The sequence below is a fragment of the uncultured Hymenobacter sp. genome (assembly GCF_964242765.1).
Taxonomy (GTDB): domain Bacteria; phylum Bacteroidota; class Bacteroidia; order Cytophagales; family Hymenobacteraceae; genus Hymenobacter.
This window is the reverse complement of the sequence record NZ_CAXTBM010000001.1, coordinates 102,192-123,631: the sequence shown is the minus strand read 5'-3', so window position 1 is coordinate 123,631 and position 21,440 is coordinate 102,192. Positions and strand designations below refer to the sequence as shown.

Annotated in this window: 11 protein-coding genes; 7 read left to right on the top strand and 4 right to left on the bottom strand. The window is 57.1% G+C overall.

Annotated features, from left to right (window positions below; all coding sequences use genetic code 11):
• The first annotated feature begins 282 nt into the window (after positions 1-282).
• Together ACFE7X_RS00405 and hemL are read left to right on the top strand one after the other, a co-directional pair.
• The gene (locus ACFE7X_RS00405) at positions 283-2,274 is read left to right on the top strand and encodes an ABC transporter substrate-binding protein (RefSeq protein WP_375433670.1); all 1,992 of its coding nucleotides are present in this window, start codon (positions 283-285) and stop codon (positions 2,272-2,274) included.
• A 109-nt stretch (positions 2,275-2,383) separates the two neighbouring features.
• Positions 2,384-3,712, top strand: coding sequence for a glutamate-1-semialdehyde 2,1-aminomutase (gene hemL, locus ACFE7X_RS00400; RefSeq protein WP_375433669.1), 1,329 nt, complete (start codon positions 2,384-2,386; stop codon positions 3,710-3,712).
• 102 nt (positions 3,713-3,814) lie between these two features.
• On the opposite strand, the gene ACFE7X_RS00395 is transcribed toward hemL, so the two are convergent.
• Positions 3,815-8,917 (bottom strand): cellulose binding domain-containing protein, encoded by a 5,103-nt coding sequence (locus ACFE7X_RS00395; protein ID WP_375433668.1) that lies wholly within the window; start codon positions 8,915-8,917, stop codon positions 3,815-3,817.
• Positions 8,918-8,970: 53 nt separating this feature from the next.
• Positions 8,971-10,305 (bottom strand): DNA/RNA non-specific endonuclease, encoded by a 1,335-nt coding sequence (locus ACFE7X_RS00390; RefSeq protein WP_375433667.1) that lies wholly within the window; start codon positions 10,303-10,305, stop codon positions 8,971-8,973.
• Positions 10,306-10,922: 617 nt separating this feature from the next.
• Here ACFE7X_RS00390 and ACFE7X_RS00385 point away from each other — a divergent pair.
• The 3 genes from ACFE7X_RS00385 to ACFE7X_RS00375 all read left to right on the top strand — a co-directional run bounded on the left by ACFE7X_RS00385 (position 10,923) and on the right by ACFE7X_RS00375 (position 13,014).
• Positions 10,923-11,771, top strand: a complete 849-nt coding sequence (locus tag ACFE7X_RS00385; RefSeq protein ID WP_375433666.1) for a hypothetical protein — start codon at positions 10,923-10,925, stop codon at positions 11,769-11,771.
• 17 nt (positions 11,772-11,788) lie between these two features.
• Positions 11,789-12,325, top strand: coding sequence for a dCTP deaminase (gene dcd / locus ACFE7X_RS00380; protein WP_375433665.1), 537 nt, complete (start codon positions 11,789-11,791; stop codon positions 12,323-12,325).
• Positions 12,326-12,498: 173 nt separating this feature from the next.
• Positions 12,499-13,014 (top strand): hypothetical protein, encoded by a 516-nt coding sequence (locus ACFE7X_RS00375; protein WP_375433664.1) that lies wholly within the window; start codon positions 12,499-12,501, stop codon positions 13,012-13,014.
• A 114-nt stretch (positions 13,015-13,128) separates the two neighbouring features.
• Here the strand turns inward: ACFE7X_RS00375 and gldC are convergent, their stop codons facing one another.
• Positions 13,129-13,470 (bottom strand): gliding motility protein GldC, encoded by a 342-nt coding sequence (gldC, locus tag ACFE7X_RS00370; protein ID WP_375433663.1) that lies wholly within the window; start codon positions 13,468-13,470, stop codon positions 13,129-13,131.
• A gap of 135 nt (positions 13,471-13,605) precedes the next feature.
• Positions 13,606-14,730 (bottom strand): DNA polymerase III subunit beta, encoded by a 1,125-nt coding sequence (gene dnaN / locus ACFE7X_RS00365; protein ID WP_022823582.1) that lies wholly within the window; start codon positions 14,728-14,730, stop codon positions 13,606-13,608.
• A gap of 427 nt (positions 14,731-15,157) precedes the next feature.
• Between dnaN and ACFE7X_RS00360 the strand changes: the two genes are divergently transcribed.
• Positions 15,158-17,923 (top strand): glycoside hydrolase family 2 TIM barrel-domain containing protein, encoded by a 2,766-nt coding sequence (locus ACFE7X_RS00360; RefSeq protein ID WP_375433662.1) that lies wholly within the window; start codon positions 15,158-15,160, stop codon positions 17,921-17,923.
• Positions 17,924-18,177: 254 nt separating this feature from the next.
• The gene (locus ACFE7X_RS00355) at positions 18,178-21,354 is read left to right on the top strand and encodes a glycoside hydrolase family 2 TIM barrel-domain containing protein (RefSeq protein WP_375433661.1); all 3,177 of its coding nucleotides are present in this window, start codon (positions 18,178-18,180) and stop codon (positions 21,352-21,354) included.
• The last annotated feature ends 86 nt before the right edge of the window (positions 21,355-21,440 follow it).

The following is a 21,440-nucleotide window of genomic DNA, read 5'->3' as shown; positions in this document are numbered from 1 at the left end:
TACAGCAAGCTGCTGAGTAACCCATTATTGAAACAGGCGCTTTGGCGACGTTGGCATGACGGTTGGAGACTCACTAAACAAATTCTTAGTTTCCGACACCTTGTTCCATCCTGCTTACACCCCAGGTAGGATGGCCTGGGGTTGGGCACACTGACGGGCAGTAGCAAGGGCGGACAGCCTTTGCTTTGTATACCTTCCCCAGCCTTCCTTCGTACATTTGATTGACAAACTGCGGTGTTGCAGCTTGGTTTCTATCACGCCTCACTTTCTGGCTTTTGGCTTATGCCGTTTTTCTCTTTTGTGCGACTTGCCGCGTTGGGTAGCTGCTTGGCCCTGGCCCTGCCCAACCAAGCCCAACAAGCCACACCCAAGCCCGCGGCTACCCGTCCGCCGGCTGCTACCAGCAAGCCTGCTACCCCAACCACTAGCAAGCCAACCACCCCGGCCACCAACAAATCTGCTACCCCGGCTGCCAGCAAAATGAGCACAGCGGCCAACAAACCAGCGGCTACTAACACAACCTCAGCCACTAAATCGACAGTGTCCGCCGCAACCAAATCAATTGCTGAGGGCGCAACTACGGCCTCGAAACCAGTTAGCACGCCTCCCAAACCCACTGGTCCGCCCCTGCCCGCTAACCTGGGTTCTTCGGACCTAAACACCCGCTATAAAAATGGCAAAACCCTCATCGGCCAGACTCGCTACGACTTGGCCATGACTGAGTTGGAGCCTGTTGCGGCCGCTGGCAATCAGTTTAAGCAAGCTCCCGAAGCCGCCTACCTCTACGCCGTGGCGGCTAGTCGGGCCAAGAAATGGGCCGAAGCCGAGCAAATGCTGAATTTGTTGCGCAGCGAGTATGCCCAGTGGCCCGGTATGCCCGACGCGTTGTTTTTGCAAGGACAAGTGTCGTTCGAGCAAAACGACTTCGATAATGCCCTGAAGGTGCTAGCCCTGCTCCCCACCGACAAGCTTGTGCAAGAGCGGGAAAACATGAAAGCGGCGTATTTACCTCGCGTAAAAGACAAGCCTACTTTCCAAAACCTGCTGAAAACTTATCCGCAGGAAGTGGCGCTGGGGCGCGCCTACGCCGATAAGCTGGCCAACGGGGGCTGGTACACCGACGCCGACAAAGGCCAACTCGACCAACTTGTTACGCAGTTTGCGCTGGACCGCAGCCGCTACACGCCGCGCCCCCGCGCCCTCAAGAAGAGCACCTATAACATAGGAGTGCTTTTGCCTTTCGAATTCAACGACCCGAGTTGGGAAACGCGCCGCAAAAATCAGTTCGTGACGGACCTGTACGCGGGTCTGCGCCTCGCGCAGGATTCCTTGCAGCGCGAGGGCCATCCGGTGCAGCTTTTCGCCTACGACACCGGCGCTGATACGCTACAGCTCAAACAGGTGCTGACCCTGCCAGAGTTGGCGGGCATGGACCTCATCATCGGCCCGGTGTATAAGTCGGGCAGCAAGATTTTGGCCCGGTATGCGCAGCAGAAGCAGATTGTTTGCGTGAATCCGCTTTCCCAGGACGGCGACCTGGTGCTCGACAATTCCTGGCACTACCTCTTCGAGCCGAGCATGGTCACGCAGGCCCGGCAGGCGGCGCAATTCGCCTATACCCGGCTGGGCGGGACGCGGACAGCCGTGGTGCTGCACGAGGATACCCGGGATGAAGCGGCCTTCGGATTAGCTTATAAGCAGGCTTACGAGGCGCTGGGCGGCCGGGTAGTAGAGCTACGCCGCATCAATTCCAACGTGGAAGAATCGTTGAGTGCGGGCTTTGCCGGCCTCGATTTGAAAAACGTTGGGCACTTGGTAGTTGCTTCCGACGCTAAAAAGATAGGGCCTTATACGCTGAGTGCCCTGAAAGCGCAGGATGCCCGGCCGCCCCTGCTCACCTATTCTTCCTGGCTCGACAACAACCGCATCGGCCTAGGGCAACTTGATGCGCGCGACGTGTACTTTGTGCATCCGAAGTATATAGACCGTACCAGTTTCGGGGTGCAGCGGTTTCGGCAGTTGTATATGCAACGCCAGAACCTACCGCCATCCGTGTTTGCCTTTACGGGCTTCGAGTTGCTGTACTATTTCGGCTCCCAGTTGCACCTTCATGGGCCGGCTTTTCAGCAGCAGCTTACCAACGCCGGCCCGGTATCGGGAGCCGTGTTTCAGGGCATCGGCTACCCCGGCGGCGCGCACGATAATCAGTACGTGCCGCTTACCAAATTAGAGCGGTTGGAGCTGGAAGTACTGAACCCGGTGGGCATCCGCTAGGTTGTATTGATGGTGGTGCGAAGCTCCAGTTTTGCGCCCTGTTTTGTGTTGTCGTCACAATACTTGTTTAACGATACGTGAAGCTGGAGCTTCGCGCTACTTTTCTGCTATGCCATTTCCTTCGCCTACCACCGCCCCCGAACTTGCCCTGCAAACCAGTGCCGACCTTTTCGAGCGCGCCAAAAACCACATTCCCGGCGGGGTCAACTCGCCAGTGCGGGCCTTCCGCGCCGTGGGGGGCCACCCCGTGTTCATGCAGTCAGCCAAAGGAGCTTGGCTAACGGATGTCGACGGCAACCAGTACCTGGATTTCATCAACTCCTGGGGCCCAATGATTCTGGGACATGCGCCCGACGTAGTGCTCGATGCCGTGCAGGCGGCCATTCCGGCTTCGCTCTCGTTTGGGGCGCCCACGCGCCGCGAAGTGGAAATGGCCGAACTCATCAAGCAAATGGTGCCGAGCATCGAGAAGGTGCGACTCGTAAACTCCGGCACGGAGGCCACCATGTCGGCTATTCGGGTGGCGCGGGGCTACACGGGGCGCAACAAGATCATCAAGTTCGAGGGCTGCTACCACGGTCACGGCGACTCGTTTCTGATTGCGGCCGGCTCTGGGGCCCTTACCCTCGGCACCCCCGATTCGCCCGGCGTAACGGAAGGCGTAGCCCAGGATACGCTCACGGTGCCTTACAACGATTTGGCGGCTGTTAAGCAAATTATGGCGGTAAACGACGGCCAAGTGGCGGCCTTGATTCTGGAGCCCGTAGTGGGCAACATGGGCTTGGTAGCGCCGCACCCAGGCTACTTGCAGGGCCTGCGCGACTTGTGTACCCAGCACGGCATCGTCCTTATATTCGATGAGGTAATGACCGGCTTCCGCCTCGCAGCGGGCGGGGCGCAAGAACTCTACGGCATCACCCCCGATATGACCACGCTCGGCAAAATCATTGGAGGCGGCATGCCGGTCGGCGCTTATGGTGGCCGGCAGGATATCATGGACAACGTGGCCCCCGCGGGCAAAGTGTACCAAGCGGGCACGCTCTCCGGTAACCCCATTGCCACTGCTGCTGGCATTGCTCAGCTCACCTACCTCCAGCAGCACCCCGAACTCTACGACGAGCTAAACCGCATCACCACCCGCCTCGCCGACGGCACCCGCCAGATTGCCGCCGAGCTGAGTCTGAACTACACGGTCAACCAGGTAGGCTCGATGTTCAGCGTATTCTTCACCGATAGGCCGGTCAACAACCTAGCTGACGCCAAGCACTCCGACACTGAGGCGTTTGGCCGCTACTTCCGCGCCATGCTGCAACGTAGCATCTACCTGGCCCCGGCCCAGTACGAAGCTCTGTTCGTGAGCACGGCCATCACCGATGAATTGGTGGAGGTCTACCTTACGGCCTGCCGTGAGGCCATGCGCGAGGCGCACGGGTTGTAGCCTCTGAGCCCCGTTAGCCAAGCTTTGCATTTCCGCTATTACCAGTAAACGAAAAAAGCCGGCCCTACACAGGGCCGGCTTTTTTGTGCGTTGATATTGGATTTATTGAACCACCAACTTTAGCTGTTGCACGGTAGCACCAGTAGTGAGGCGCGCCATGTACACGCCCGCCGGAGCACTATCGGCTTGCCACTCCACCTGCACCACTTGCCCGGCCTGGGCTTTGCCGATTTGCAGACGCTTAACCAAGCGGCCCTGCATATCATAGATGTCCAGCTGGTAATCCTGGGCTTGGGCGGCGGTGAAGGCGATGGTCGTGCGGCCCGTAAATGGGTTAGGGTAGCTACTGACCACGTTTCTGGCCCCAGCGGCCAGCTTTGCGGCCAGTGCTGTGGTGCCTTGTCCGCGGGCACTGGTTTGGGTGGCGCCAGCGGGCTCCTCACCGTACACCAATTGACCTTGCACATAAGCTGTAATGCGTACATTCTCCGCTAAAGCATTTGCGGCTACCTGGTACGAGAAGTCGTTGGCTTGATTGAAATCAGACCAATCGGCTTTGGCCAGACGATACTGGATGTTGCCCGTGTTGCTAAGCGGCGAGAAGCTACCTAGCGCGGCGGTAAAGCGCAGTTCTGCGTAGGTTTCGGTGCCGGCCCGGCCGAAGCTTACCTGCACATTGTTAGCCCCCAGCTCCGCATAATCCAGATACGAATTAAGTTGCTGCGCGCCTTCCGGGCTAAACCAGTAGCGTACCGTTAGGTCTTGGTAAGCCACCGGCGTGTTGCCCAGGTTGCGCACCTGCAAATACGTGCTGATGGTATTGGACACCGCGCGGTTGCTCTTGTTCTGCGACCATACGGCTAGCTTCTGGGCGGCGGCTACCGGGGCTGGCTCCACCCCGCCTACCAACTGGCCGTTGCGGTAAACAGTCAGGCGGTCGTTGGTTTGGTACGAGCTACTGGCGGCATACGAATAGTCGTCGGCTTCGCTGAAGTTGGTTTGCGTCTGCTTGTTGATGCGCGATTGAATAGCGCCCGAGTTGCCTTTGGCGGGCAAGCTGCCCGCTGCGGCCCGGAAGCTGTACTCCACGTAGCCAAACGCGCCTTGGTAAGGCTGCGGCAACGCTACATAGCGCGCCTGCACGTTGCCAGTGCCCAGCTGTGCATAGTCCGTAACCGCCTGTACGGCGGCGTAGTCTTCGACTGTTAACCAATAACGCACGGTCAGTTCCTGGTACGGAATAGCCGCGTTGGTGAGGTTGACGAGTTGCAGATTCGGCTTGATGGCATTGTTGGTGAGCTGCCCATCGGCGTTCTGGTGCAGCACGCTCAAGCTCGCAGGCGTGGCCTGCACGGTCACCACGAAAGTTTGCGTGGCCGTGCCGCAGCTGTTGGTGGCCGTGGCCGTTACGGTGGTAGTGCCTACCGGGAAGCTGTAAGGCGACGTTATAGGCGTTACGGCGCCGTTCAACACAACCGAATAGGTAACAACGGGCGCCGGAGTGCCCGTAGCCGCAGCGGCAAACGCTACGGAAGCCGTGCGCTGGCCATACGCGGCCGTGGCAGTTGGTACCACAGGAGCCGCAAGTTCTGGCCGCGTATTTACAGTTACGGTGGCAGTGCCGGTTAGGGTGGTGCCGGTGCAATTACCATCAGTTAGCGTAACCAAGCTGTAGGTGGTATTTGCCGTTGGTCTTACCACAAACGTGTAGTTCCCATTGGCATCTACCCCGGCGGCGTTGACGGTCAAGGGAATAGCCGGGCCGCCATTTGCAGCGTAGCTTATCTGCCAGGGAGCAGCGCCCGTTAAATGAATAGTCAGTGGGGCACTGGTGCCGGCGCAGATGGTAGCCGTACCGCTTAGCACGGCCGTTGGCAGTGCGCACACGGTTACCTGCTTGGTGATGGTATCCGAACAAGTGCCTTGCGTGATAATAAGCTTAGCGGTGTAAGTGCCCGCAGCACCATACGTGTGCGTAAGGTTGCCTTTGGTTCGGTAATCTACCACGCCGTCGTTGTTCACATCCCAGGCGTAGGTGGCATTGGGTTCTACCACTTTAGAAGAATCCGTGAAAACGGTGGGCGTGCCCACGCAAACGGTGTTCACTGCGAAAGCCGGGGCGGGTTCCAGGCAAGTCAGGCCCGTGCGTACCACCCGGTAGGAAGTGCCCACCCGAATTCCATCAAGCACCAGATTAGGCGTGGTGCTGCCCTGCCGCAGGGCCACCGAGCCAATATCGGACGGTGAACCACCGGTTTCGGTGCTGGTGGCAGTGGCGGTAGCTGGCTCGGCCTGCAGCGCCGGGTTGACAAACAGCTTGCTGGTATTGCCCGCCTCATCGAAATCGTATTTCACCACTAGCAGATACGTGTCGCCGGTGTTGTACTCTTCGCTGGTGTAGGTGATAGTGTTGGCGGTGCCGCTGCCGCTGATACCGAAAACCACTTTATTGGCCGCGGAGCCTTGGCGGGCATATACCCGGCCTTTGTATGTGGAGCCTAACGCAGCAGGCCCGAGGTGGAAGAAATAGTCACCGGTGGTACTGGCGCTTGTTGCTTTCACCAGGAAAGATGCGTACACCGGTGTCCGGGCATAAACGGGAGCAAATGGGCGGTTGACGTCCTGGCCACTAGGCGTTATGGTGGCCGCGTTGCCGATGTTGCTGGCGCCGTACCCCGTATATCCGAGGCCGGTGTTCGCCACCGTAACGGGCCCCGACGTACCACTGTGGACCGCCCAATTGTTGGTAGTTACCGAGCTACCGGCCGTGTACGGGAAGTTTTCTTCCAGCAGCAAGGCGGCCGGAATAGCCAGCGTGGCTTGGGTGAAAGTGCCCGGCGTAGCAGTCAGGTAGTTCTCGGCGTAGAGGGTGTTGTTATCGTTGTACTCGAAGACCGAAAAGGCGTACGTGGTGTTAGGCCGCAGATTGCTAACCGTCACCGTGTCGCTGCTACCGGCGTACACCACGTAGTTGGTGGTGCCCAGCCGCGCACCCCGCCCAAAGGCAGTGCTGTCCCGATACGTGGTAGCGTCAACCGGCAGCGCATCAACGGTGGTGCCGATGCGGGCCACCACCAAGTGCTTGGTCCCGTTACCACCCGTTAGGTTCAGTTTCAGCGACGTGCTCGTCACTTGGCTGGCCGTTACCGTTGCCGACTGCGTGGGTTCGGCCGCCAAGGGCACCGTGGTTGTGGTTACGCTAAATTCCTGGCCATACGTGGTGCCGGCGCCGTTGGTCGCGTAAGCCCGCACGAAGTAGGTGGTGCCCGGCATTAGTCCGCCGATGCTGCTTGTGAACGTGCCCGTGCCGCTACCTTCATTGGTAGCAGTAGTGCCCAGCACCGGGTTCGGCAACGGCCCCCATACCACGCCACGCGCCGTAATTGGACTGCCACCGTCGGCTTCCACCGTGCCGCCGGTGCTAACACTTGTTGCCGTAACGTTCGTTGCCGCAGTGGAGGCAACCGTAGCCGGATACACGGGTGCCTGGCTGGTGCCGCTAACTGCTACCGTCTGCTGGGGCAGACCCGTGCTGCTCACCGGAATAGTGGCCTGATAGAGCTGCGCAGCCATAGGCGCAAAGCGTACTTCGATGGTAGTTGCGCTTACGGTGCCGTTGGTGGGCTGTAGTTCAATCACGCAGCAAGCAAACGGGTTGGTACCCGTCCGAATTTCGAACCCGGCGGGCGGAGTCACGAGCAGCGGTGCCGTTAGACCCGTACCACTCACGGTGAAGCTTTTGCCCATTGAAGCAGCGCCCACGGCAACCTGTCCAAAGTCGGGTACTGCCGTTGGGGTTGCCACAATTTCCGGATTCGAGGTCAACACCATTATGGCTACCGGCGAGCTTAGGCCCTTAACTGTACCACAAGTAGTGGTGAGCGTGCCCTGAGCAACCACGTAGTAGGTGCCGACAGCACTGAAATCTGAACCCTTAGGTTGGTACGTTGCATTGGTGGCCCCAGCAATTGCCGTCGTGAACGGCCCCGTAGCGGAGGTGCTGTACAGCCAATTGAACGTGGAATTGGCGGCAGCCGTGGCAGTTAGCGTAGCGCCCGTACCCGCGGCGGTAATCGTCTGCGAACCAGCCGGCGCAACACTAACCGTGTTCGTAGCCGGAGTTGAGCTAACCGTCAGGTTGGTGCCGTTAGTGCTGCCATACGTGGCCAGGCCATCGTTCACGACCCGTATCCGGTAGCCGGTCCCGTTGGGCGTACTGGCCGGAATAGTTGCGGCAATGGGCGAGGTGCTGCCGCTGCCAATGATGTTGTCGGTGGTGTTGGCCGGGAAAGCTCCCGCGGCGTCGGATAGCTGAACTTTGAAGCTTCCCGTGAAGGTGCCCGACGCGGTATAAGCCACATCAAAGGGCGTACTGCCCGCAGTTCCGCTCAAGCAATACGGGCTGTTGTAAGCGGAGGGCACCGTCGTAATGGCGGCCACTGGCGTTGGGTTGCCGGTAGCCAAGGTGGGCGTAAGCACCAGGTCGTCGAGACCCAGGGCTTGACCGTTGGACGGCCCGCCTACGTGGCTCCAACGCAAATAAAACACGCCATCAACCGGCAAGTTGATAGCCGTAAGGGTAACGCTTTTAGCAGTGGACGTGGCCGGATCAACTACGGCATTGGGGGTGCCCGCCGGACTTGCGGCAAAGCTTGCATCACCGGCAGACTGCGCCGTCCAGGCGGTGCCTTCGGTGCTACTATAGAAATTCCAGACGAAGCTGCTGGTACCCGTGCGATATTTCTCGATAGCGAAATCTACGGTCAAGTCCTTGATAACCGAACCCGTATTGTTCTTGATAGCCAGCAGAATATGCCGAGGCGAGGCCGCCGAACTGCTGGTCAAAAAGCCCAGTGCCCGGTCAGTGGCCGTGGCCGTCACGCCATTGCCAAAGTTGTAGTCTCCCCCACCCGAGCTACTATTCATTGCCCCGGTACCCGATGTGCCACCGGCGCGGGTAGTAGCCGAGGTGGTAGTACCGAAATAAGAAGCCGAGCTACCGACTGCTAGCTTGAAGCCCGTTGGCACGGGCGCCGTAACGCTGGTGCTCAGGCCGTCGAAGGTTTCGGTTTTGGGAGCGGCACTGGTGAGAAGTACTTGGGCTTCAACGTCTACCGGAGAAAAAAACGTGAAGCTTAAAACGCAAAGTAGTAGCTTGGTGATTATCCGTTTCGGTCGGCTAGGACGCAACAGATTAGAAGTCATGTTCATATGATGACAGCGAGGCTGCAAAAACCAGTTGAAGAAGGAAATGGAAATCAGGAAACCGGGCCGTTGTCTATTCTCGACTCCAGCGCGTTTTGCACGTCAACCGGCAGGTTAGAAAGAATATCGTAGCCTGTGACCTGCTCGATAGCATCAACGGTGGTGCGGTACGTACCCCAGTTGGAATTCAGGCTGTTGTCGTTGGGCGTATCAATAGCAATAACGCGGGTGTTGGCATTGATGCGCGCCACATCATTGTCGCCAACCGGCAGAATCACCACCACTTTCCAGCAGCGCGAGGGCACCGTAATGCGGCCCTGATCGAGCGTATTCACCACGGCACCACCCGGATTAGAGCCTATTCCGCCCACGCCGTAGCTGCCGCAAATCACGTACACCTCGTTGTTGGGCAAGAAGGTGCGGGAGTAGTTTTCCAGATCGGCCCAGGTCTTTTGGTTGTTGTTGGGCGCCTGAGGCATCATGTTGGTCATCAGGAAAGTCGCCGAGTTGTCGGCGACGCTGGAGGTACGGTCGGCGGACGGGCAGTTGTGGCCCCGGTCGAAGCCCGAGCCGGTATAGCTGCTGCTCTGCACCTGGTACCAGCCGGCCGGCAAGGCAGTATCGTTGCGAAAGTCGTCTTGCCGGTCGATGCCCCCGCGGTTGGTGTTGTCGATGTGCCAGGAAACCCAGTTCGGTTTGCCTTGGTCGCGGTTGTAGCCTACGGTGAACTGCGGCTTGACCAGCAAGTAGTTGTTGGGGCTGCTCACGTCGGCAATTGCGCCGCTAGGGTTGCCAAGCGCCAGATTGTCGTTGTCGATGGAGGGTTGCGCTACCCCAAACTCCGTCACAACGAAGTCGTCGATGTTTAGGCGGGCACTGCCCCCAGAGGTCTTCCGAATTTCGAATTTGACGCGGCCCGAAATATTAACGGTAAAAGCCGCTGCCTGCAACGTAGACGATGTCGTCAGGACTGTGGAGCCAACCTTCGTCCACTTGTTGCAGTTGCACGATTCCGACTGGGCGAAAAGCTCCCAGCTACTACTGCCATCGGTGCCGTACACGGCATGTTGTACGGTTACGGTAGAGGCGCCGGTTGGCAGAAAGAAACCCATCGTAAGTCTTCCTCCTTGCTGCAAGCGGGCAGCCTGGGTTCCGTTTTTGTGGTCGGCTACCGAGCTGCCGAGCACGGCATCATCCAGTACCCAGCTACCAGTGCTAAGCGCTACCGAGCCGGTAGGATAGTCGGTCTTGGCACCCGTTTCAAACGCTTCCTCTGTGTTTTGGGCAAACGGAGCTTGCCAAAGAGCAGGATTACCAATGCTTACTGGATAAAAAGCCAGGCATGGTAGCAGCATCAAGCTACTGCATCCAAGTAGTTTTTTTTTCATTAACGGCGAAAACTTTTTATTAAAACCAACTGAGAAATACAAGCACCAAAGCCAGCAAATAAATCGATGACAAATTTAGGCATGTAATATCCAGTGGCACTAATAAGAATATTACGCTTATAGTTCAGTGAAGAAACTAAATTCTTAAATACATTAGAATAGTTTAATTCAATAAGTAAAGTACAAAATACTTATATCCAATTAATCAGCTGGATTTCGCTTCGCTTTAACAATTTAGTAACAAATGCCTACCACAATATAAGCTCACTGACAGGGGGTTATGCCTATGCAGCAGCAATTTTTAACCTCATATACTATATATGGCAGAAAATATATTTTACTGATTTCAATAATTCTAATGCGCAACAAATAATTATCGAAGAGCCAAAATAAGCAGCAGGTATAGCGCAAATAATTACGCAAAATAAATAACAAGCCTTACAAACTACGCAAAGAGTCTTTGCGCAATTCCGGTAATATCTGATAAGACAACCATTGCAATTTGTTGAGCAACTACAGCTTAATTCAACTGCAAGTGCTACCCCTATCAAATTAGCTTTCGTAGTAGATTCCAGGGGAAACACCGGTTACCTTTGCCGCTAAACTTCTTTGCCCCTATGCCTCGACTTCGACTCTTCCTGCCGCTATTCCTGGTTTTATGGCTCGCAGCGCCTTGTCTAATTAGGGCCCAAACCGAATCGGCCGCGGCGGCCAACAAACGCCTGTTCGACCGCACCGTTGACGAGTTGAATTTTCGGACCATGGAAACCGTGTACGACAAATCGTTTACGCGGCGCAAATTTCCGGTTTCACTGCGCACTGCCAAAGCCCGCAAAGATTTCAACGACTTCGACGGCCGCACTGATCTGCAAACGTTGTTTCAGAATTATAACGGCGTATCGGAGCGCTATAAAAACCGCTTCGGGCAGAACCGCACCGATCTAGCAGAGTTCGAAAAACAACTGCGCAGTATTCTGGTCGATAAGAACTTCGAGTTCTTTGTGCGGGTGCTGCCCCGCGACGAGCGGGTATCGCTTATTCGCGGACTTGAGCGCTTCATCCAGCAAAGCGCCGCGCAGTTCAATGCTTCCGAGGATGCCGCCCCCGATGAGCTAGCGGCCGATGGTGCCGCCGTACCGCCCGCCGACGTCGATGCTCCTCTGACAACCACCGCCGAAGAGGCGGGTCCCTCCCCCGACGCTACTCCCGCTCCGGTAATTAGTAGCAGCCCGCGCCCCCTCGATAAGGTAATTCAGCACGATTGGGTGGACTACTTGACCCTGATGCTAGCTGGCGCCTCCCTTTTGCTGCTGCTCTTCCTGGTTACCAGTGTGTTGCCGGATATGCGCAGCCGCCTCGACGCCCTCACCGACGAGCTAGACCGCCAAACGGGTACGCCCACCACTCGACGGTCCGCCAATGCGCTACCCGAAGACCGCTACGAGGACGAGGACGAGAACAGTTAATACTTCAGAACGCACTTATGATCCTTACCGACCAGCAGATTCTAGCCGAAATAGAGCAAGGCAACATTATTATTGAACCCTACGACCGCACCTGTCTCGGCACCAATTCCTACGATGTGCACCTGGGCCGCTACCTCGCCACCTACCGCGACGTCGTGCTGGACGCCCGCAAACACAATGAGATAGAACAATTCGAAATTCCGGCCGAGGGCTTCGTGTTGCTACCCGGCGTGCTATATCTCGGCGTCACCGAAGAGTATACCGAAAGCCACGCCCACGTTCCCTTCCTCGAAGGCAAAAGCAGCGTCGGCCGGCTCGGTATTGACATCCATGCGACGGCGGGTAAGGGTGATATCGGCTTTTGCAACCACTGGACCCTGGAAATCAGCGTGTCGATGCCCGTGCGAGTTTACTACGGCATGCCAGTGGGCCAGCTCATCTATTTTACGGTGCAGGGCAACGTGGAAACCTTCTACAACCGCAAAGCCAACGCCAAATACAACGACCGCACCGACAAGCCGGTGGAGTCGATGATGTGGAAAAACAGGTTTTAGTGAGGCGCTAATTGATTCCTCGTAACGCAAGTTGGTTGTTTTTCAAGAAACTCAGCGCTTGCAATAAACTCCTTGGCATTGTTTTTCGTTAGTAAAGAGACATCCGGCCGCTTTGCAGTATCGATAGGCAGTTGGATGTCTTCTTTTTCAACTCTCCACTGATATATCGACCGATGAGAAAGCAACTTGCCCTCGCCTCTTTGCTGTTTGCTAGCACACTTAGCACCCAGGCTCAGCAACAGACATCCCTCGCTCCTGCCGATAAAACCCAGTCGTCGCCGCGCCTAAGCCAGGTGCAGGAACGCGCGAAACGCCTTTCCGACCAAATGGCGCGCGACTTGCGCCTGAACGGCTACCAGTCGACCCGCTTGCGGGCCATCAACGAAGACAAAGTAGCCAAGATGGCGGCCATTGAACAGCGTAATGCCGGTAACCCTCAACTGATTACGCAACAGTGCGACGTAGTGTGCAAAGAGCGAGACAAAGAGTTGCAAGCTGTTCTTTCCAACGATCAGTACAGCACTTATTACGGCTCCCGCTCCACTTACCGCAAATACGACCGGGATTATGCCTCGCGCTCAGCTAACGCTAATTCCAACTTCGTGAAATCGGTGCAGAATCCGTCGCCAGCTACCAGCGGTGCCGTTATTGCACCAGCCCGTACACCGGCGCCCAAGCAAACCCGCTAAACAAACCTGCTTAGCTTTAACAGAAAGCCCCATCAGCACTTGCTGATGGGGCTTTCTGTTGCTGTAGTATGAGTTACGTGGAGCTTTCACCTCGAGACCAATAAGTGTTGCGTATTAGCCTTGCTGCTTGCTCTCCTCTTCGTCGATATGACTCATGAGTTCTTTGCACAGAGTGCGCATCTTGGTCGCCATCACCGAGTCGTTAGTAGCCGTGATAATACTTTCGGCCATGGCGCCCATGGTATCTACGTAAAAGCGCTTCATTTCATCAACGGGCATTTCTTTGGTCCAGAGGTCGATTTTCATAGTGCCTCGCTCGTCCCGGTCCCAAAGGGCAATGTTGATGGCCTTGGCAAAGTGAATATCGGGGCCGGCATCGGTGGCAGTCCAGCTAATGGCCTCGGGCACTTTCTGGTCGTCGAGGGCAATGCTGAAGCGGATTTCGGATTTCTTCATGGGTAAATGGTTGAATTAATAAACGGCTGAATGGTTACTGCTTTCAGCCATTTGAAAGAAAATCAGGGCAGCTAAATAAGAAAAATGGTCGGCCGCTAGAACGACCAACCATTAACAATTCAGCCATCAAGTTATTTAAACGTAGTTGTTGAGCATTACCGGCATCACCAACATCAAAATGCTTTCATTATCGTCGGCCAGAGTCGGCATGAGCAGGCCCGCGCGGTTGGGCGTGCTGAGTTCCAGCGTGATTTCCTCGGAATCGATGTTGGACAACATTTCCTGCAAGAATTTGGCGTTAAAACCGATTTCCATGTCCTCGCCGTCGTACTGGCAGGGCAGCTTTTCGTTGGCTTCGTTGCTGAAATCCAAGTCTTCGGCCGAAACGGTAAGTTCGGAACCGGCGAGGCGCAGCCGGACTTGGTGGGTGGTCTTGTTGGAATAAATGCTGATGCGCTTCACCGAGTTCAGGATTTCCTGCCGGCTGATAATGAGCTTGTTGGGGTTGCTCACCGGAATTACGTTTTCGTAATCTGGGTACCGCTCGTCGATCAGGCGGCACACGAGGCGCATCTGGTTGAAGCTGAAGAAAGCGTTGGAGTTGTTGAACTCCACCTTTACCGGCGTAGCCTCGGAAGGCAGCGCGCCTTTCAGCAAGTTGAAAGCTTTGCGCGGAATAATCAGGTTGGCGGTTTGGCCGGCGCCTACATCGGAGCGGCGGTAACGCAACAGGCGGTGGCCATCGGTAGCTACAAACGTTACTTGGTTGTCGGCTAGCTGCACCAGAATGCCGGTCATGGCGGGGCGCAGTTCGTCGGTGCTGACGGCGAAGATGGTTTTGTTGATGGCGCGGGCCAGCGACGACGACGGAATTTCAATCGGCGTCGAGCCTTTCACCACGGGCACGCGGGGAAAATCAGTGGCGTTTTCGCCGGCCAGTTTGTAGCGGCCGTTGCTGCTCGCAATTTCGATGGTGTACGTTTCCTCGTCCAGGGTGAAGGTCACGGGCTGGTCGGGCAGGTTCTTGAGCGTGTCGAGCAGGATGCGGGCGGGCGCCGCAATCCGGCCGGCTTCGCGCGCTTCCACGGGCAGCTCCGTCATCATGCTGGTCTCTAAATCAGAGGCCGTAATCGTTAGCTTTCCTTCCTCAATCTCGAAGAGGAAGTTCTCCAGAATCGGCACCACGGGATTGTTCGTGACCACGCCATTGATGCTCTGGAGTTGCTTGAGCAAGGCGGAAGACGAGACGATGAACTTCATACAGAGATTGGGGGCGAAAGGGTTTTTTGGAAGGGAGACAAAGATAGGTAATAGGGTCTATTTTTTAGCGCCTTTTCGCAGTGGCAATTCCTTACTGCCAGAGCAGTGCCGCCACCTGAATTACTTGGGGATAGAGCCAGGAGGTCTTGCTTGCTGGCAAACCCTGCTTGCCCGCTCCCGCAGGCTAAGATTGATCCTACGACGGTGCACAACCCCGACTGGTAGCCTTAATCTGATGCGTTGCTTGATCCTAAAGAAGTGCTTGATCTGAGGCTAGTAGTGCGCTGCTTGAACGTAGTACCCGCGGGCCTTGCGCTGCTAATATCGTTTTTAGACAACTGGTTACGCGCTAAATCCTGTACTTTTCCTTAGCCGAGGCCGCCGAACCAACAAGCCACTCTCTGAAATCGAACTACACAACCTCAAGATGCGAAAAATTGCTTTACTCTTCGGTAGCTTACTTTCCTTTGCTTGCTTGAATACGTTTGCGCAGCAAACGGTTATGCAGTACCTCTCTGGCACTGATAAGGACCACACTGTGACGTGGGATTTTTACTGCACGAAGGGCCAGAAAAGCGGCAAGTGGGACAAAATAGCGGTGCCCTCCAACTGGGAGCAGCAAGGCTTTGGCACCTACAACTATTTCCGCGACGAAGTAAACCCCGACGAGCAGGGCCTGTACAAGCATATGTTCAGGGTGCCTACTGCGGGCAATGGCAAGCACGTGTTTATCGTGTTCGAGGCGTCGATGACCGACACCGAGGTGAAGATCAACGGGCAGTTGGCGGGGCCGGTGCACCAAGGCGGCTTCTACCGCTTCAAATACGACATCACAGGCCTGCTGAAGCCCGCCGGCACCGACAACCTGCTGGAAGTGAAAGTAAGCAAGCATTCCGCCAACGAATCGGTCAACCAAGCCGAGCGTAAGGCAGATTTTTGGCTGTTTGGAGGCATTTTCCGGCCGGTGTACCTGGAAATCGTGCCGCCCGCTTACATCGACCGGATTGCGCTAGATGCCAGGGCCAACGGCTCGCTGCGCGTGGATGTGTTTCCGGTGAATGCCAAAGCCAGCCAGCAGCTTCAGGTGGAAGTACAGGAGTTGAGCGGCAAGCGCATTGGGAACGTGGTTGCCGGAAAAGTTGCAGCCGGCCAAGAGAAAACCACGTTGCGCGAGCAATTCAAGGGCATTCAAACCTGGAACCCGGAAGCCCCGAAGCTTTACAACGTGGTGGTGTCGCTCACCGACAGCAAAGGCACTGTGCACCAAGTGAAGCAGCGGTTTGGCTTCCGCACTATGGAGCTACGGCCGCAGCAGGGCCTCTTCGTCAACAACCGGCGGATTGTGCTCAAGGGCGTGAACCGCCACAGCCAATGGCCGGAGTCAGGCCGCACGCTGAGCAAGGAAATCAGCCTGCTTGATGTGAAGCTGATGAAGCAAATGAACATGAACGCCGTGCGCATGTCGCACTACCCGCCCGACGCGCATTTCCTGGACGCGTGCGACTCGCTCGGGCTGTTTGTGTTGGATGAGCTAACGGGCTGGCAGGCAAAATACGACACGACGGTGGGCCGCAAGCTGGTGCGCGAGTTGGTGGTGCGCGACGTGAATCACCCGTCCATCATCCTCTGGGACAACGGCAACGAAGGCGGCTTCAATTTCGCCCTCGACGGTGATTATGCCCTCTATGATCCGCAAAAACGCCCGGTCATTCACCCGTGGGAGCGGTTCAACAACACCGACACCAAGCACTACCCCGACTACAACTACGTGGTCAACTCCGCCCTCTACGACAAGGAAGTGTACTTCCCCACCGAGTTCATGCACGGCCTCTACGACGGCGGCCACGGCGCTGCCCTCGAAGACTTCTGGAACCTGATGCTGCGGCATCCCTACTTCGGCGGGGGCTTTCTGTGGTCTTTTCATGACGAGGCGGTGGCCCGCACCGACCAAAACGGCAAGCTAGACGCCGCCGGCAACTCCGGCCCGGATGGCATCTTGGGTCCGCACCGCGAGAAAGAAGCCAGCTTCTTCACCATTCAGGAGCTATGGTCGCCGGTGGTTATCGACCGGAAATCTTTGGCGCCCGGCTTCGATGGCCGTTTGGAAATCGAGAACCGCTACCTGTATACCAACCTCAGGCAGTGCACTTTCGCCTGGAAGCTGGTTTCGTTTCCGCTGCCGGCCGAGAAAACCACGACCCCCAAGACCGACGCTGCCGGCACTGGTCAGCCAGGGGCGCTGGCGCCCGGTGAGAAGGGCGTGCTTACGCTGAAACTACCCGCCACCTGGGGCAACAGCAACGCTCTGTATCTGACCGCCTATGGCCCCGACAAGCGCGAAATATTCACGTGGAGCTGGCCGATCAGCTACCCCAAAAGCATAACGAAGAAGTACGCGGCAACGCAAGTTGCCGGGAAGGTGGAAGTGGTTGACGAGACGAACACGCTGGTAGTAAAAGCAGATGGCATTAGCTACTCCTTCGACAAAACCACGGGCTACGTGCAGAAGGTCACCAACTCGAAAGGCGACATTTCCTTGTCGGGGGGGCCGGTGCAGGCGGGCGTGGCGCACACGTTGAAGCAGTTCAAACATTCGGTGCAAGGCGCTACTAACGTAGTGGAATCAATCTACGAAGGTCCTTCTAACTTTCAAGTGAAATGGATTTTCGAGGCGGGCAAGCCAGCTAAGCTGGAATACCAGTACTCGCAGAAGGGCGAGGCTGATTTCATGGGCATCATCTTCAACTACCCCGAAGAGAAAATAACGGGCATGAAATGGCTGGGCCGGGGGCCGTACCGGGTTTGGAAAAACCGAATGAAAGGCCAGCAGTTTGGCGTGTGGCACAAGGAGTACAATAACTCCATCACCGGCGAAACCTGGCAGTACCCCGAGTTCAAGGGTTACCACGCCGATATGTATTGGGTGGTGGTGGAAAACAAGGAGTCGCCCTTCACGGTCTACACCGACGACCAATCCTTGTTTCTGCAAATGCTGAAGCCGGCCCGCCCGGTGGGAGCTAAAAACGAGAACACTTCGCCGGCTTTCCCCGAAGGAAACCTTGGCTTCCTGAACGCTATTGCGCCCATTGGCACCAAGTTTCAGGCCGCTGCCGCCATGGGGCCGCAGAGCCAAAAGAACATAATGCTCAACTACACCCCCATTCGTGGCAGCTTATGGTTTGATTTCAGATGATTCAAGGGCAATTTTGAACCGGTCCAAATTCGGATCGACAAAGGTTGTCGAGGGGCACTTGGCTACTCCTTCAAACTTTTCAAATTAGCAGCGAGCAGCTAAAGGAGCAGTCGAATACGGAGTACCGGCAACCACAAGCCCGCAGCTAACCCCGATGACTACCTGACCAAGAAATTACCTGAACTAAGTGTAAACCCATCTCACTTCCTCTCGGAGAGGATACGGGTTTACGCAGCCTCCCTCCCCTACTTCCTATGAAAAACAACTTACTTCTGCTAACTGGTTTATTAGCGGCCCGGCTTGCCGGTGCGCAGGCGCCAACCCCGACGGAATGGCAAGACGAAAAGCTGCTTAACCAAAATCAACTAACTCCGCGGGCTTCGTTTTACGTCTACGACCGGGCGGCCGACGCGCAGACCGCCGACAGGGCGCGTTCCTCGCATTATCAGTCGCTGAATGGCACTTGGAAATTCCACTACGCCCCCCGGCCCGCCGAGGCGCCGACTACTTTCTTTGCGCCGGGTTTCGACGACACGAAATGGGCCAGCCTAGCCGTACCCGCCAACTGGGAACTGCATGGGTTCGGAATTCCGATTTACACCAACATCGTATACCCGCACCCGAAAAACCCGCCTTACATTGATGGGCGCGATAATCCGGTGGGCACTTACCGGCGCAGCTTCAACGTGCCCGCCGCCTGGGCCGGGCAGCAGGTGCTACTTCATTTCGGGTCGATAACGGGCTGCGCGTTCGTGTATGTGAACGGGCAGCGGGTGGGCATGAGCAAGGTGGCCAAAACGCCCGCCGAGTTCGACGTAACCAAGTACATCAAGCCCGGCGACAACCAGCTGGCCGTGCAGGTGGTGCGCTGGCACGACGGCAGCTACCTCGAAGACCAGGATTTCTGGCGCATCAGCGGCATCGAGCGGGACGTGTATCTGGAGGAGTTGCCCGCTGAAACCCTGTGGGACTTTTTCCTGAAGCCCGACCTGGATGCCACCTACAAAACCGGGCAGTTCGGCGCCAACGTGAGTGTGCGGCGCTTCGGGCGCGAGGGTAGCGCGGCAACGCCCCGGCCGGCAGCCGTGCGGCTGGAACTGCTGAGTCCGCAAGGCAAACCGGTGCTGCTGAAAACCTTGAAGCTGAACGGTACGGCCGCCGACGAGCAGCTCGTCTTCAGCGGGGCGGTGCCGAAAGTGCAGCCTTGGAGCGCCGAGACGCCGGTGCTTTACACCTGCCTGCTTTCCTTGGTTGACGCCGCCGATAAACCCGTGCCCGGTGGCGTGACGAGCACCAAAGTGGGCTTCCGGAAGGTGGAAATCAAGAATGCGCAGTTGCTCGTGAACGGGGTGGCCGTGGAAGTACACGGCGTCAACCGCCACGAGCACGACGAAGTGAACGGCCACGTTCCAACCAAGGCGTTGATGGTGAAGGACATTCAGCTGATGAAGTTGCACAACATCAACGCGGTGCGCACCAGCCACTACCCCAACGACGAGTTGTGGTACCAGCTCTGCGACCAGTACGGGTTGTATTTGGTGGACGAGGCCAACATTGAAAGCCACGGCATGGGCGCCGAGCTGCAAGGCCCTTTCGACAAAACCAAGCACGTAGCCTACCTCCCCTCCTGGGCTCCCGCCCACCGCGACCGGATCGAGCGGGCCGTGGAGCGGGACAAGAACCACGCTTCGGTCATCATCTGGAGCATGGGCAACGAGTGCGGCAACGGGCCGGTGTTTCACGAAGCCTACACCTGGATCAAGCAGCGCGACCCCAGCCGGCCAGTGCAGTTCGAGCAGGCCGGCGAAGACGTGGATACCGACATTGTGTGCCCCATGTACCCCGGCATCGAGTCGATGAAAAAATATGCCAACGACAACACCAAAAAGCGGCCCTACATCATGTGCGAATACGCGCACGCCATGGGCAACAGCAACGGCAACTTTCAGGAGTATTGGGATATTATTCGGAGCAGCCCGCACATGCAAGGCGGCTTTATCTGGGATTGGGTGGACCAGGGCATCAAGCAAACCACGCCGTACGGGCAGAAGTGGTGGGCCTACGGGGGCGACCTGGGCGGCTTCGACCGCTTCAACGACGAGAATGGCGTGGCCGACGGGATGGTTTCGGCCGACCGGGCCGTTCAACCCGAGTTGTACGAAGTGAAAAAAGGCTACCAGAACATTCGTTTCAGCGCCGACCAGCCGGCTACGGGCCGCATCCGCGTCTACAATGGCTTCGACTTTACCGATCTGAGCAGCTACGATATCCGCTGGCAACTTTCCCGCAACGGTCAGCTAGTGCAGGATGGTGCAGTGAAAGTAAGCTTGGCCCCGCATCAGCAGCGAGAGGTGAAGCTGGCCCTGCCCAAGCTAAAGGCGGAGCCCGGCACCGAATATACGCTGGCGGTTTTTGCGCGCACCAAGGCCGCCACCGAACTAATACCCGCCGGGCACGAAGTGGCGCGAGAACAGTTTATGCTAACCCCCTCTTCCTATTTCGCCCCGAAGAAAGCGCCAGCCACTGCTACCGGCAACCTGCAAGTGGAGCGCACCGGCGACCGACTCACGTTTACGGCCGGCGACGTGCGCGGCTCGTTTGACTTGAAGACGGGTCGCCTCACCAACTACCGGAACGGCGACCAGCCTAGTGTTATCAATCAGTACCCGGAACCCTACTTTTGGCGCGCCCCCACCGACAACGACTTCGGCAACGACATGCCGCGCCGCCTTGGGGCGTGGCGCACGGCACATGCCAACCGGCCGTTGCAAAAAGCTACCGTTGGTGAGCAAACCCCAGACGGCGTACGAGTTACGATGGAATACTTGCTAACTGATTTGCAGGTGCCTTACATGGTAACCTACTTGGTGCAGCCCGACGGCGCGCTGCAAGTAACGGCCGCCTTGGACGTGACTGGTAAGCAGCTGCCCGAGTTGCCCCGTTTTGGCATGCGCTTGCAGCTGCCGGGCCAATACAACCGCGTCAGCTACTATGGCCGCGGCCCGTGGGAAAACTACAACGACCGAAATTTTGCGGCCTTGCTGGGGCAGTATCAAGATTCTGTAGCTGGTATGTTCACCAGCAACTACATCCGGCCGCAGGAAAACGGCTACCACACCGATGTGCGTTGGCTGATGCTGCAAAACAAAGCCGGTCAGGGCTTGCGCCTCGAAGGCCTGCAACCGCTCTGCTTTAGCGCTTTGAACACCAGCACCGAAGACCTCGACCCCGGCCTAAGCAAAAAGCAGCAGCACCTCAACGACGTGAAACGGCACGATGCCGTATTCCTGCACCTCGACCTCAAGCAGCGCGGCCTCGGCGGCGACAACAGCTGGGGCGCCCTCCCCCACGACCAGTACCGCCTGCTCGACAAGAAATATTCTTACACGTACACCATGCGCTTGCTGGCGGCACCGACCGCGCAGCCGTAGCAGGACTAGCATGTCTTGCTACGGCTGCACTTTAGTTTCTACCGACACGGAGCTAAAGCGCTGTTACGCGTAATTGCATTGAAAAT